This window comes from Kordia sp., assembly GCF_965283645.1.
GTDB lineage: Bacteria > Bacteroidota > Bacteroidia > Flavobacteriales > Flavobacteriaceae > Kordia.
In genome coordinates, this window is sequence record NZ_CBDIPG010000001.1 from 4495655 (window position 1) to 4511129 (window position 15475).

At 32.2% G+C, this 15475-nt stretch carries 7 protein-coding genes; all 7 read right to left on the reverse strand.

Features of this window, described 5'->3' with window-relative positions:
• Positions 1-31: 31 nt before the first annotated feature.
• Entirely contained in the window at positions 32-997 is a 966-nt protein-coding gene (locus ACQ654_RS19995) for an SMP-30/gluconolactonase/LRE family protein (protein WP_430412112.1), read from the reverse strand.
• A gap of 190 nt (positions 998-1187) precedes the next feature.
• Positions 1188-3383 (reverse strand): beta-glucosidase, encoded by a 2196-nt coding sequence (locus ACQ654_RS20000; protein WP_430412113.1) that lies wholly within the window; start codon positions 3381-3383, stop codon positions 1188-1190.
• A gap of 527 nt (positions 3384-3910) precedes the next feature.
• The gene (locus ACQ654_RS20005) at positions 3911-4048 is read right to left on the reverse strand and encodes a hypothetical protein (protein WP_430412114.1); all 138 of its coding nucleotides are present in this window, start codon (positions 4046-4048) and stop codon (positions 3911-3913) included.
• 206 nt (positions 4049-4254) lie between these two features.
• Positions 4255-5355 carry a glycosyltransferase family 2 protein gene (locus ACQ654_RS20010; protein WP_430412115.1) on the reverse strand — a complete coding sequence of 367 codons (1101 nt, stop codon included), beginning with the start codon at positions 5353-5355 and terminating at the stop codon, positions 4255-4257.
• Positions 5356-5470: 115 nt separating this feature from the next.
• Positions 5471-6409 carry an aminoglycoside 6-adenylyltransferase gene (locus ACQ654_RS20015; protein WP_430412116.1) on the reverse strand — a complete coding sequence of 313 codons (939 nt, stop codon included), beginning with the start codon at positions 6407-6409 and terminating at the stop codon, positions 5471-5473.
• Positions 6410-6537: 128 nt separating this feature from the next.
• On the reverse strand, positions 6538-8448 hold the full coding sequence (locus tag ACQ654_RS20020) for a cyclic peptide export ABC transporter (RefSeq protein WP_430412117.1): 1911 nt from the start codon (positions 8446-8448) through the stop codon (positions 6538-6540).
• 38 nt (positions 8449-8486) lie between these two features.
• The gene (locus ACQ654_RS20025) at positions 8487-15464 is read right to left on the reverse strand and encodes an amino acid adenylation domain-containing protein (protein ID WP_430412118.1); all 6978 of its coding nucleotides are present in this window, start codon (positions 15462-15464) and stop codon (positions 8487-8489) included.
• Positions 15465-15475: the final 11 nt, after the last annotated feature.

Below are 15475 nucleotides of genomic sequence, written 5' to 3' on the forward strand. Positions count from 1 at the left end.
TAATACTATGGTTGGTTGTTATGTTTGGATTTTATTTAAAGAAGTTACTTTCAACTCCTTTTATGCCAGTATTTACTTTGAATACTGAACCTGCGAGTGGATATTTTTTCAGTTCTTCATCAGTCATATCAAGTTTGGCAGATGTGATAAATAGTGTTTCTAAATTGTCGCCACCAAACGCACATGATGTTATGTTGTGTGCGGGAACTTCTATTTTTTGAAGCATTTTTCCAGTTGTTGGATTGAATCGAATTACGGCATTTCCATTCCACATTCCAACCCAAAGCATGTCTTCTTCATCAATGGTCATTCCGTCAGGAAAACCTAAATCTGAAGCTACTTCTACAGCCACACGTTCGTTAGAAATGTTTCCAGTTGCATTGTCATAATCGTATGCTTTTATTTGCGAAGTTGGCGTGTCAATGTAATACATTGTTTTTTTATCTTTTGTCCAAACAATTCCATTTGAGATTGTTACACTATCAATTTTAGTTGTAACTGAACCATCATTTTGAACTGAAAATAGTGTTGCTTTTCCTTTTTCTTGTTGCCAATTCATGGAGCCAACCCAGAATCTTCCAGCAGGATCACATTTTCCGTCGTTGAGTCTACAACCTGTCAATGCTTCCTTCATATCTGCAAATACCTTTGTTTGTCCTGTGTTGAGATTCATGGTGTAGATACCATCAACAAGTGCAATTAGCGCTTCATCTTTGTTTTTAGGAACTACCGTGCCAATTTGTGAAGCCGTTGAGAACGAACGATTTTGTTTCGTTTTCGGATCTAACATGTTTAGTGATTTTCCTTCAATGTCGATCCAGTATAATTCATTCGTTTCATGATTCCAAATAGCGCCTTCACCTAATGCGGCGGCAGTTTGATAGGCTACAGTTACTTCATTTATTTTGATTGATTCCACAGATTTCTCACGTTGTTTTTCATTAGAATTACAGCTTATGAGTATAATAGTGATTAGGATGAGAATGTACTTTTTCATGTTAATGATTCGGTTTCTAGCTATTTTATTTTGGTTTGGGAAATAGCCAAGGAATTAATTTTTCTTCTTTGAATGCTTTTTTTAAATGTTTCTCCATGAGATACTCAGCGTGAAATGTATTGTATGTTTTCAATTTAAGCTGAATCAGCAAGGATTACAAAATAGTATGTACCATTTATTCTAAATCTACTTATTTTACAGTTATTTTCATCTTCTTTGAGATATTGTTAGAAGCATTTCCAACATATATTTCATAGTCGCCTTCTTCAATATTCCAATCTGAAATGGATTCATCATAAAAAGCTAGTTCGTCAACATTAATTGTGATAGAAACTGTTTGTATTTCACCACTTTTTAGAAATACTTTTGAAAAACCTTTGAGTTCTTTCACAGCTCTTTTTACGTTAGATTTTGATTTCCCAACATATACTTGAACAACTTCCGCACCATCAATAGTACCAGTGTTTGTTACATCACAAGAAACTGTAATTGTACCATTTTTAGCATATTTTTTATTATCAATAGCTACATTTTTGATGTTGAAGTCAGTATATGACATTCCATAACCAAATGCATATACAGGTTTAATTTTTTTTGTATCATGCCAACGATATCCAACTAGAATGTCTTCTTTGTATTCTTGTGTTAAATTTATACCAGGATACGAACTAGCGCCAAACGAATGCGCTCCATTGTCTTCTAATTTTTTAGGAAATGAAAATGGCAATTTCCCTGAAGGATTTACATCGCCACTTATTATATCTGCAATTGCATGTCCTGCCATAGAACCTAAGTACCACGTTTGTATAACGCCATCTACCTTGCTTAGCCAAGGCATATCGACGGCGTTTCCTGTAATTAACACAAATCCTATATTTTTGTTTGCTTTTTTGATTTCATCAATGAGTTCTTCTTGTCCAAAAGGTAAGCCATACTGTTTTCTATCATCACCTTCACAATCTTGTAAATGACTTTTACTTAACCCACCAACAAATAGTACAATGTCTGCTTTTTTTGCTACTTTGATAGCTTCTATTTTTAACGAATCGGCATCATATGGAGACGGCATTACTTGGTCATAAATTGATGCTCCAGAAGCATATCCAATTGAATGAATAATCGTTGCATTTTTATAGCGCTCTTTCAATCCTTGTAACGGAGAAATTTCAAATTTTGGTTTTAGTTCTGATGATCCACCACCAGTAGTCATTGATCTGGTTGCGTTTTCACCGATTACAGCAATCGTAATGTTTTTGTCGTCTTTAATTGGAAAAAAGTTATTGTCATTTTTTAAAAGTACTATTCCTTCTGTTGCTACTTTTCTGGCAACATCATGATGTTCTTTGTTGTTTGCTCTTCCAAGCGGACGATTGCTACTCATGTTTGTACGATACATTAATCGTAGTATTCTTCTAACTTTATCGTTTACGACAGATTCTGAAATTTCACCATTTTTTAATGCTTTTAAAAATGGAGACGCTAAGTAATATTGGTTGTAATGATTTGCCGTTGTCATTCCTAAACCGTCGGTTCCTGTTCCCATTTCAATATCTAAACCATTTAAAGCAGCTTTTTTTGTATCGTGCGCAGAACTCCAATCACTTATAACAACTCCATCAAATTTCCAATCTCCTTTTAATATTTTTTTGGTTAAGAGTTCATGATGTGTCGTGTATTCTCCACGAAATTTGTTGTATGCGCCCATAATGGACCACACATTTGCTTTTTGCACTGCGGCTTTGAATGCTGGTAAATAAATTTCATGCAATGCTCTGTCGCTTACTTCTACGTTTATGAGATCGCGTTTGTGTTCTTGATTGTTTAATGCATAGTGTTTTACACATGCCGCCACGCCATTTTTTTGAACACCTTTGATATACGGAACAACCATTGTAGACGCTAAAAAAGGATCTTCTCCCATGTATTCAAAGTTACGTCCATTCATAGGTGTTCTGTATATGTTTACACCTGGACCAAGTAGTACATCTTTTTTTCTGTAACGTGCTTCTTCTCCAAGACTGAATCCGAATTCACCTGCAAGTTTTGGATTGAATGTTGAAGCCAAACATGTTAATGCTGGAAATGCTGTGATGGAATCATTTGTCCAACCAGCATATGCCCAATCGTCCCAACTTATTTCTGCACGAACTCCGTGTGGTCCGTCAGACATCCAAATTTCTGGAATTCCTAAACGTTCGACACCTTTTGTGCTAAATTTTGATTGTGCATGGCACATGGCTACTTTTTCTTCTAAGGTTAGTATGGATAGTATGGAGTCAATTTTTGCTTCCAAGGGATGTTGTTTTGCTTCTTGTGCTTGAATAGTTGTAAAGATCGTTAAAGAAAAACAAATAATTACAGGATAGTATTTTGAAACGAAATTCATAAAAGAGGATTAGTGATTTTAGATTTTGAATAGAAGAAATACACATGCGTATTTCCCGTTAAGTATTAGTTGTAAAACTACCGTAATTCGCAAAAGGATACTACAACGAATGTGGCGAACATTGAAACATTTGTTGCATCAATCTTTTTAAAAACCTTTGTTTTAAAGGAGACGTTATATGATGCTTCATTTTTTATTTTGAGGTATTATTATTTTTTAACATAATAATACTCGATACTATTTGACGAAATAATCAATATATAGTGATCAATTTTTGATCTTTGGAAGGTGTTTTTAGCGTACTTAAACTAGGAATTTCGTTTTGATTAATGTTGAGTTGCGTAGAAAGAAGCACAATAGAATGTTCTGTTTTTTGTAGACAGTTTCCAACGTGGAATTTTTTGTATGAAGATTTGAAGACTAAAAAAATGTATGTAATGAATAGTAATTTACATCATTTCAATACATGAAAAATTTATAAAATATATAGCAAAAGATAAGCGAACCGAAGTTCGCTTGTAGTTCTTTTATAGTTCTCGTTGTGCACAACATTCTGATAAATCTGTCCAATCACTTTCGCGTAATCCTCCTCTGAGTACTTCAGGATTCATGTCAGATACATTCAACTTGTTGATTTTTAAACTTTTGATTTTCTGTTTTTTCATAATGTGTATATATATTAATTAATAATGAACAGAAAAATAGATAAACAATTCTTGAACTAATTACGGTAATACCATACTTAACATTTAATTTGCAATGTGTGTAAGCAAAAAATCCCAACATCGTGTCGGGATTTTTTATTGAAGGAGTTTTAATGTTTTATGGGAGGATTTAGAATTGAAAATTCTTATTACAAAATTAGGACTGATTACGACTGCTTAATGATTTTGTTATATTTAGTGAAAAACCTATAATAACTTTGCCATTTGAGCGTGTTAAATAGACGAAGTTTAAAATAAATTGGATGTTTTTTTATCAATGATAATGTATCAAACATATTTTGATAGGTAGTTTTAATGATAATTTCATCAGCCTGCATTGAATCAATTTTACTTTTTACTAATGCTAAATTTTCATTCGTTAAAAACTCAGTTTTCACATTTTTCATAAATGATCTTACTTCAGCATCTAGCAAACGACCAGGCATGTGCAGATAATCTAAAAAGCTCCAATGCACACACTCAATAATGAAGCGTAGCATATAATCTTTTTCATAGGTTTTATAAATTTTTTCTTTCTTCAAAAATTCTGATAACAAATGATTGGCGTGATAAAGATTTTTGATTTTCTTTTTTGAGAATGAAGAAGTAATAGAGCTCGGACGACGCAAATAATTATACAAAGCTTGGTCTTTATAAACATCTATTCTTTGAGCCTTAATAACAGCTTTGCTTACAAACTCAATGTCTTCAAAGAAGATATCTTCCGTAAATTTTACATTATTATTTATGATATGATCTCTTGAATAAATGTAACTCCATGCAGCAGAAGAAAATCCTTTTCTGTTACTTAAATAGTAAGGGATAAAATCTGTTGAGCCGTCTTCAAGTGTTGGAAGAACAGGGTAGGCGTTTAAATTTTCCCCTTTTTTATTAGATTTTACCTCAAAATACCCAAACATTAATACTTGACTTTGTTTTTTGAGCGCTGTATTATAAAGTATTTCCACAGCATCTGGTTGTAACCAATCATCAGAATCTAAAAACATTATGTAAGGAGCAGCAGCTTTTTGGATAGCACTGTTTCTACCAAAACCATTTCCTCTATTTTTTTCCAAAGCAATCACCGTAATACGATTGTCTTTTTCTTGAAATTTTTTAATAATTTTAAGCGACTTGTCTGTCGATTTATCGTCTACAATTACAATGTCTAATTCTTTTAATGTTTGATTGATGGCAGAAGTTAAACTCTTTTCCAAATACTTTTCAGTATTGTATACAGGAATAATAATGGAAACTTTGGGAATCATATTGCTAGTTTTAAGTTGATCTAATTTGTTTTTTTTGGGTATGCATATATGTTTATTTGGTAGTTTAAGTTTTGTAAATAAGGATAAAAAATAGAGTGTTTACTGTTATAGAACGCTATGGATTAAGCTCACTATAATTGAACTGTGATTTCTCTTTTATTGTTTCTAATATTTTTGTTTCTAACTCTAAATGTAAATTGTACCCTTGAACTGTGGCAACATTTTTACTTGCCTTTTGGAATAAATTTATATGAGTAATTAGTGTTTTAATATTTTCTTGTTCATTGAAGGAAAAAATAGTTTTCTTCAATTCTTCACGTGTTGATTCATTTGACCACTGGTTTATTTTTTTACCTAAATAAAACAAATCCTCTTTGCTCTTATAGAAGTATCTTGTTTCCCATTCTATCATTTGTACGAGCCTTCTTTTAAATATATTATCAAGTAATACTAAAGCATAATACATATCATTTCTCTTTATCTTTCCCAAAATTTTATAAGCCGAATGCCAAAAATCATGATAACATTCATTAAATAATTTCTCTGTTACCGAACTGTCATCATAACCTGAAAATTGTTTTTCAATTTTGCTTATAATTTTTTTCATGTTTTTCTTATCATAAAGAATAGCATAACCTCTTATTAAATATGAGTAAAAAGCTTTTAATTCAGTATGGACAATACTGTGATTAGGCACTATTTTCTCCATTCCTCTATTCTTTAAAAATAAATACTTCTTAACTAAACTAAATTTAGAATACTTCACAGGTATATAATCAATACTAAAAAGATTATCAAACATAATTCGAGTAATTCTTGTGTTTTGAAAAGGGTTTTCTATGATTAAAACAGACATTGGTTTTCCAAAGCACGACAACCATCCAATATCATTTATTGATAAAATTTTATTGGGTGCTGTTGTAAAGACGAACAAATCTAAGTCTGAAAATTCATCACTGTAGTTTTTTTCAGGATCTTTAGAATGAAATGAACCAAAAGAGATAATCCCTTTTACACTTTTCGGAATGATGTTTTTGTCAATTTTTTCGACCATAAGGCATGCGTTTTTTTAAAACAGATTGTTTTATTGTTCATATTTTTTTAGGGTTTTAAACAGCTTCTATTGAAAATATAAAATGCCTGTCCAATGCAAGTCAGTATTAAAATATTCTTTAATAATTATTAAGAGATTACAGTTCCATAATCGAGTTTTATAATTTTGTCGGCCACATCATAGTAATTGTCATCATGAGTAATTGCGATGATTATTTTTCCTTCAGCCTTCATTTTTTGAAGTAAAGTTCTGTAGAAGAATTTTCTAAATTCAGGATCTTGTTCGGCTGCCCATTCATCAAATAAATAGATAGGTGAATCTTCTATAAAACACTTCAACAAGGCTAGTCTTTTTTTCTGACCGCTAGACAGTTTTATGGTATCAAACTCCGAATTCTTCAAGCGGACTTTTTTGTCTAGCTTCAGTAAGCTTAAATACGAATCAATACGTTCTTTTTCCTTTTCAACATCAATACCATATAATTCTTTAAACAGGTAAGAATCATTAAAAACAATTGAAAAAAGTTCTCCCAAACTGGCGTTGTTTATTTCTTTACCGTTAATCTTAAGTATTCCTTTATCAGCTTTGTATAAACCAGTAATTACTTTTGCAAGTGTAGATTTACCACTACCGTTACCACCAATAATAAATAGAATTTCTCCTTTGTTTAAGTTTAGATTAACAGGGCCAATCTTAAATTTTTTCTCAGAACTTTTATTTTTATAATTGAACTCGATGTTTTCTAGCGAAAAAGAATCTACGGAAGCAATTTCTTGAACCGATTGCTGTTGTGTTTTTTCGAGTTGTAATTCTTTTATAAAATTATTGATACGATCCCAAGAAATTTTAATTTCATTCAGCGTGGGTACAATTGTAATTACATCCGATATTGGAGCAAATAGATATAAAATAACCATTAGAAAACTCAGTAATACTTTACTTTCTAATGATGGAAAATAAATAGGCACAATAAAACAGATCACACCTAAAACCATAATAATAGAAGTGTCACTAAGTATTCGAGCATTTAGATATTGTACTTGCGCTGTAGAGTTTGTATCACACAAATCCTTATTCAACGCAAATATTTCTTTTTCATAGATTCGTTTTTTTACATTATTAATGCTCAATTCAGGATACCCTTCTACTAAACCTTCTAAAACGCTGTAATATTTATCGTTGATACTTCTGGCTTTTTCAATGTAAATAGTTGCTTTTTTGGCAACAAAGTAATAAAGCAATACCAAGAAAAATACCACTACAATCATTGACATAGTAGCCCATTTTGCAATAACCCATAAGTAAATAAATGCTACAATAATGGTTATAGAACTTGTAATGAGTTTGAGCACAATAGCCACAGACGAAGATATTTTTACAGTATCACCGCTTAGTGTTGCAAAAATCCGTCCTTTTTCTAATTGTTCAAATCGTTCATACGTAGTTTCCAAAATATTTTTAATAAGATTTGTTCTAATTTCCTGAATCAGTTTATTCGCAGTTCTAATTAAATACGATTCTGTTATCTTTTTTGATACGACAAATACAAAAAGTGTGACTAAAAAGTAATAACCATATACATTATTTACGTCTGCATCTAATGCTCTAATCAATATAAAAATACAACCAGCATTGGCAATTCCTGTAAGTATAGTAAGCAAAGCGATGATGAGTAAATATCTATATTTTCGTTCTTCCGCAGTATATAATGTAGATAGAAAAAATAAAATACTAGTAACAGTTATAAATACTATAAGTAGCACTTTTGAAACTTGTATGTAAAGTGAATCACTAAATATAATTTCTTTTAATACGGTTTCGCCTTCTAATAATTGTGGTAAGGAAAAAATACCATATGTGAGTAACGCTATGAAAGTAATAAATACAGCATAATTTGTATATACCTTCTTGCTTGGCGAAACATATGATCGTTGTTTTTTTACTATTTGGACGATCGTTTTTCCTGTAAAGAAAATGACAGCTAACAATAAAATAGAAACAGATGTTAATAAAAGTAATTCTATGTTTGAATTGTTCATAAGGTAACACTTAGGTCTATAAATAGATTGGTATTCGTTTAATTATTAAAAATAGTGAGCAAAAGATTTTTCAACACGGCACTGTTATTTGCGAGTGCGGTTGTATTTGGTGAAAATAATTCTTGATGGCCTCCATGCAAATGATGTGTTTGTATCTCTTGCGAAGTAGCACTGTTCCATTCTTGAATGGCTTCTTCTTTTGTTTTTTCAGCCTTTAAAAATTGAAGCTTACTTTTTAGAGTTCCAGAATTTATATTTTCTAAAGAATACCTAAAATACACGTCACTTTTGCTAATAATTGTATCTTTAATAGCTGTCAGTTCAGGATATTTCTCTATATACCTTGGTATTTCTTTATGAAACTCATCTTTTTGTAAGATATCATCAATTCCATCAATTTTGGTAAGCATTCGCAACGCATCTATGATTAATATATTAGCAACACAAACGCCTTTCGCTTCGATAGCTTTGGCAACTTCAAAAGCTAAATTTCCTCCTAAAGACCAGCCTGCTAATACGATAGATTCTCCAGAAGTAACGGCTAGAATTTTTTCCACATATTGATCAATTCGGTTTTCGGCTTCAATAAAGTCAAATGCATATATAGCTACAGTATCAATGTGCGCCGCAAGCGGTTTGTATGCAAAACCATATCCAATTCTTGGTGGAAAGAAAAACACTTTGTTTTTTTGTTCGGTATTCAATAAATGAAGCACATTCGCTTCTGAGCTTTCTTTAAAGTAAGTAAGCAGATTTGAAATTGTCGGATCTTCAAAAAATGCCATCAACTCAATATTAATTCCATGATTTTCTTTCAGTTTAGCAATCATACTCAAAGCGGTCATTGAATTTCCTCCAATTTCAAAGAAATTATCATCTTCCTCAATTTCTTTGAGGTCAGTCATCAATAATTCAGACCACAACTTTTTGAGCAAATCATTAGAACTTAGTACCGTATTTTCATCATCTGAATCTGTTTTTCCGAAATTTTCTAACAACACTTTACGGTCTACTTTTCCGTTGGTATTCAATGGAATTTCATCCAAAGTTATCAGGTATGTCGGCACCATATACTCTGGAAGCTTCTTAGCAATATCCTTTCTGAGTTGTTTTTCAGTTCTCTCATCGTTTTGCACAACAAAAGCGACCAAATGATTAATTCCTTGTTCGTCAATTCGTTCTAAAACAGCAACTTCTGTAATATATGGCAAGGAAAGAAATTTGCTTTCCACTTCGCCAATTTCAACTCTGAAACCTCTAATTTTTACTTGAAAATCCTTTCGTCCGACAATCTCCAACATTCCATTCGGATGCCATTTTGCAATATCACCAGTATTATACATCGTTTGTCCTTTCTGAAAAGGATCGGGCATATATTTGGTGTCAGTTTGTGTTTTATCGTTTATATAACCACGTCCTACGCAAGCTCCAGAAATATACCAATCGCCCTCAACACCAATTGGCAATAATTCTTTTTTATCATTCAAAACATATAAATCGGTATCAGCAATTGGAAATCCTATCGGTGGAATATCTGGTACATGACCAATTGGCGACATATGATTATATGCTGCCGAATGTGTTTCAGACGGACCACAATGATTGTGCAACCAAACATTATTTTCGCGCATGTAGTTTCTAAAGTTATCTGTAACAATTACATGTTCTCCTGCTGTTAAAATATGATGAATACATTTTGGTAATCGTTCTAAATAAATTTTTGTATTCAATACGAATTTTAAGAAAGATGCAGGAAAAAAGATGCTTTCAATTTCTTCCTTTTCTATGATTTCAAAGAGTTCAAAAATGTTTTTGGTATGTTGTTCTTCAATTAAAATTAAACTTCCACCTTCCAGCAAAGCAGAGAAAATTTCTTGCGCAGAAACATCAAAACTAATTGCGTGAAATTGCAATACATTTTTAAACGTTAAATCAGTATGATAGGTTTGATGTAACAATAAGTTGAGCAAGTTTCGTTGTTCTAACATTACTCCTTTTGGAATGCCTGTAGAGCCAGAAGTATGAATGATATACAGTAAATCTTTTACTGAGTTTACAATTGGAAGATTTGAAGAGTTTTCATGTTGTAAATCTCCGTTTCGTAAATCTTCAATATCGTAATCACTTAAAGTTTCTAAACCGTGGTCTAAGTTGGTCAAAATTAATTTTGCCTTAGCATTGTCGAGCATTTGACGTTTACGCTCATTTGGCAAACTGATGTCAATTGGCATGTACACACCACCGGCTTTTAGGATGGCAATAACAGCAATGATAAGTTCAAAAGAACGATCGCATAAAAGTGCTACAGGAATATCAGAAGCAACACCTTTTCTGCGTAATACATGTGCTAATTGATTAGCTTTAGCGTTCAATTCGGCATACGTCATTTTTTCATTACCGAAAATCAATGCTGGATGATGAGGTGTTTTTTCCGTTTGCTTTTCAAACAATTCATTAATAGTGATGTTGTTTTCAAAATTAGCTTCAGGACCTCTAGAAATTGCCAATACTTTTTGCTTTTCTTGTGCATCAAGAATAGAAATATCCTTAATTTTTATTGTTGGTGATTGTGTAACTTCTCTAACAATTTGTTGGATGAAAGTAGCAAAACGCTTGATTGTATCTTTGGTAAATAATGCACTGCAATAATCAAAGTGAAAACTAATTTCTTTGTGTAATTTGATGACAGCTACATTCAAATCAAACTTTGCATGCGTTTCTGTTGACAAGTCAATACTTGATTGCATGTCTTCCTTTCCTAAATCTACGGAAATAGGATTAAATAACACATCAAAAATAGGAGATCTACTCAATTCTCTTTTAATATTTAGCGCATTCACCAATTCATCAAAAGGATAATCTTGATGATCAAAAGATGCTAAAATGGTATCTGAAGATTCTTGTAAAAATGTTTCGAAACTCTTTTCTGGAGTTGGAAAACTTCGGATAGCAAGTGTGTTTAGAAATAGACCAATTATTTTTTCGAGATCGGTATCTTTTCGTCCGTTAATAGGAAAACCAATAATGATGTCTTCCGCTTTTGTAATTTTATGTAAAAAGATGTTGAATATTGTCGTCAAAGTTGTGTTCAATGAAACCTTATAACGATTAGATAAAGCAACCAATGCATTGGAATCATCTTCATTAATATTGAACACATAACTGTCACCTTCAAAACTTTTAATAGCTGGTCGTGTATGATCTATTGGCAAATCTAATATAGGTAATTCGCCTTCAAGTTGTTTTAACCAATATGTTTTTTGTGCTTCTTTGCGTTTCTTTTCATCTTCACTTTCTGACCAAACTACATAATCTTTGTATTGTACGCGTAATGGTGTTAATGCAGTGCCTTGATAAATTGCCATGAAATCTTTTCGAAGAATTTCGGTGGATGAAGCATCAGAAATAATATGATGAATATCAACTAGTAATATTGATTTTGTTGGTGTTTCAAGGCATCCAATACGGAATAAAGGACCTTCGTTAAGGTTGAAAGGCTTTTTAAAATCGACTACTTTTTTGTTTACATCAGCACTATCAAATGTGTCTAGTTTGTGATATTCTACAGTAAAATCGATTGTGTCTACTACTTTTTGAAAGATGTTTCCATTTTTCATAAAGAAAACCGTTCGCAAACTTTCATGACGTTGTATCAATTTTGAAACCACCGTTTCAAGTTTGCCTTTTTCTAAGGTTTCCATCTCAATAACTTGCGTCATATTGTACGCAACATTGTTTTTTTCTAGTGCATAGAGTAGGTACATTCGCTTTTGTGCAGGCGATAATGGATATTCAGACTTTTTATCAATAACAGGAATTTGCTTTGCTTTTTCTATGGATAGATTTGTTATGTGCTTTGCAATTCCTCGAATACTTTGAAGTTTGAAAATTTCTGAAACTGCTATTTTGACATTTAATTGTTTTTGAATTCTAGAAGCTAACATCATTGCTTTTACTGAATGTCCGCCTAATTCAAAGAATGAATCGATTACATTAATATTTTCTGTAGGAATTTTTAATAACTGATTCCATATTTTAACCAAAACTTTTTCCGTTTCGTTGGAAGGTTTGTGAATAGCTTTTACCGTAACAGTTTCTATTGGATTCGGAAATTTCGAAGCATCAATTTTTCCGTTTACCGTCATTGGAAATTCTTCCATTTTTATAAAGAAAGAAGGAATCATGTACGATGGTAAAAATGTTGTCAATTCCGCTTTTAATTGTTGTAAATCAATATTTTCCTTTTCAGGAATGATATACGCACATAATTGATAGTTATCTGCTTGTTTCCACGGAAGCACATATGCTGATTGAATGCCAGCTATTTTTGCTATTTGTGTAGTTACTTCTTGAACTTCAACTCGGAAACCACGTATTTTGATTTGATCGTCATTTCGTCCAATAAATTGAATATTTCCATCGGGTAACCAACGTCCAAAATCACCTGAACAATAAAGTTGTTGATCAGTATTAAAAGGATGTTGTATAAATTGTTTGGAAACCGCAAGTTCTGTGTTAATATATCCTTTAGAAACTCCTTTTCCTGCAATACAAATTTCGCCTTGCGCGCCAATTGGAACCTGTTTTTTGTTTTCATCCAGAATATACACTTCTGCATGTTTCATAGGTGTTCCGATAGGAGCAAAGCTTAGTTTTTGAATGTTTTCTGTGTTAATTTCAAATGCAATACTATCAACAGTACATTCTGCCGGACCGTATAAATTGATCGTTCTTGGAGCATTTTCCCCATAACGTTCATATATTTTTTTCAACGCAGGGAAATCCATTTGTTCGCCACCAATAAGTAAGTGTTTCAAAGGTGGCATTTTTGGCAACGTATCCAATACTTCTGCCATGATTCTTAGGTGAGAAGGCGTTCCGTCTGTAATATCAATTTCATGGTTTGTGAAATATTCCATGAGTTCATAACCGTCTTTACGCGTTTCATCAGCAACGAGATATAATGAATGTCCTAAAACGAAACAGCCAAATAGTTGTTGCACAGACGGATCAAAAGAAAAAGAAGCCAATAAAGCAATTTTTAAAGCTTCGTTAGTTGGATAGTACGCATAAACACTTTCCACTAAATTATCTACTAAATACAATACATTTTCATGCGAAACTTCAATACCTTTTGGCCTTCCTGTCGAACCAGAAGTGTAGATTACATATGCCGAATTGTTTGGTTTAATTTTAGGAAACGTAATTTCTTCAAGCTGATTTGTAAATGCATCTTCATAGCAAATAAGCTCATTGTTGCTTAATTTTTCTTTTAACGGATTAGTCTTTGCAATTAGCGTAAATTTTGGTTTGCTATCATCCAACATGTATTGAATTCGTCCAATAGGATACGAACTATCTAAAATTACATACGTGCCGCCAGCTTTTAAAATTCCCCAAATGGAAACAATAGAAATGTCCGTTCTATCATCAATAATTCCAACGATATCACCTTGTTGAATTCCTTTGTGAAGTAAATAATTTGCAATAGTATTAGAAGCTTCGTCTAATTGCTGATATGTCATTGTGTTGCCTTCAAAATACAGCGCAATACGATTTGGTGTGTTTTGAACATTTTTAGCAAATGCAGTAACTAATGATTGTTTTGGGAGTGTTTGTTGTTGCTTTTTGTGCGATTGAAATGGTGCAAGTTGTTGTACTTCCGTTTCTGAAAGTTGAAACAATGTATCAACCGTTTGTTCTATGTTTTTGATTGATTGTAAGATGAGTCGTTTAAAATCGTTTGCGATCAATTCAATAAATTTGGAGTCGTGCACATTTCCATTAAAAAGAAAATCAATAATTAACTTTTTTGTAGGTTGAATGAGTAAGCTTAGATTGTAATTTGTTTGTTCGAAAACGTCAATATTTTCAATCGTACAATCGAGTTTTTCTTCTGCGTTATCGGCATTTGAAAATGCTTCTAGTTGATCTGCTATTGGGAAATTTTCAAGTACTAAAATATGATCAAACAGATTATTTTTTAAAGGAGTTGCCGCCTGAATGTCTGCTAACGGATCATATTGATGCATTTCTTGCTGTAAAGCATTGTGTTGCACTTCTTTTAAAAGTGTAGCAATTGTTTTTTCTTTATCAACTTTGATACGAACAGGAATCGTGTTGATAAAAAGCCCAACCATAGCTTCAATGTTTTTAATTTCTGGCGGTCTTCCGGAAGTCACCATTCCAAAAATAGCTTCTTCTTGTTTGGTATATTTTGATAGAATAATTCCCCAAATTGTCTGAACAAAATTATTCAGTGTAAGTTGTTGCTCTTTTACAAAATAGTTTAACTGATTAGTTTCTTCTTCCGAAAATTCTAAAATATTCCGTTCATTTTTATATGCTAAATCAGTAGCATATAGTTTTGTTGGCGGAATGTGTGATGGTGTTGTAACATTTGCTAAATAGCTTTTCCAAAAACTGTTAGAAACTTTAGCATCTTTATTCGTTAGCCATGATATATAGCGTTTGTATGGTTGCGGATCTTCCAAGCGAATTGGGCGTTTGTTGTGCAATCCATTGTAAATTTCGAAGAATTCTTCAATCAAAATTCCCATGCTCCAACCATCAATAATGATGTGATGATAACTCCAAATAAATTCAAACGTAGTGTCATCAATTTGAAGAATAGACAAGCGCATTAAACTTCCTCTTTTAAGATCGAATCCTTTATTTCTGTCTGCAATTTTAAATGCTGCAATTTCTGTATCAATAGCTTCTTTTTCTAAAGAAATAGCTAGTTTTTGATGGAAGAAATCGGGCATTCTATTTTTTAAAACAACTTGTACAGGTTTTTCTAAATGATCTAAAAAAGATGTCCGTAAAACATCATGTCTTTTAAATAATGTGGTTACAGCTTCTTTGACAGTAGCAATGCTTAAAGCTGCTTTTATTCGATACGAAATTTGCTCAAAGTAAGCATTAGCTTCCGTATCGTGTAAAGCGTGAAACAACATACCTTCTTGTAAAGGAGATAATGTGTACACATCTTCTATATTTCCGTTTTTTTTCATTACTATTTTAG

What these genes read in the sequence shown, in the direction of transcription:
- ACQ654_RS20015 (WP_430412116.1), bottom strand. Translation starts at nt 6,409, where the DNA reads ATGGTCGAAAAAATTGACAAAAACATCATTCCGAAAAGTGTAAAAGGG.
- ACQ654_RS20010 (WP_430412115.1), bottom strand. Translation starts at nt 5,355, where the DNA reads ATGATTCCCAAAGTTTCCATTATTATTCCTGTATACAATACTGAAAAG.
- ACQ654_RS19995 (WP_430412112.1), bottom strand. Translation starts at nt 997, where the DNA reads ATGAAAAAGTACATTCTCATCCTAATCACTATTATACTCATAAGCTGT.
- ACQ654_RS20020 (WP_430412117.1), bottom strand. Translation starts at nt 8,448, where the DNA reads ATGAACAATTCAAACATAGAATTACTTTTATTAACATCTGTTTCTATT.
- ACQ654_RS20005 (WP_430412114.1), bottom strand. Translation starts at nt 4,048, where the DNA reads ATGAAAAAACAGAAAATCAAAAGTTTAAAAATCAACAAGTTGAATGTA.
- ACQ654_RS20000 (WP_430412113.1), bottom strand. Translation starts at nt 3,383, where the DNA reads ATGAATTTCGTTTCAAAATACTATCCTGTAATTATTTGTTTTTCTTTA.
- ACQ654_RS20025 (WP_430412118.1), bottom strand. Translation starts at nt 15,464, where the DNA reads ATGAAAAAAAACGGAAATATAGAAGATGTGTACACATTATCTCCTTTA.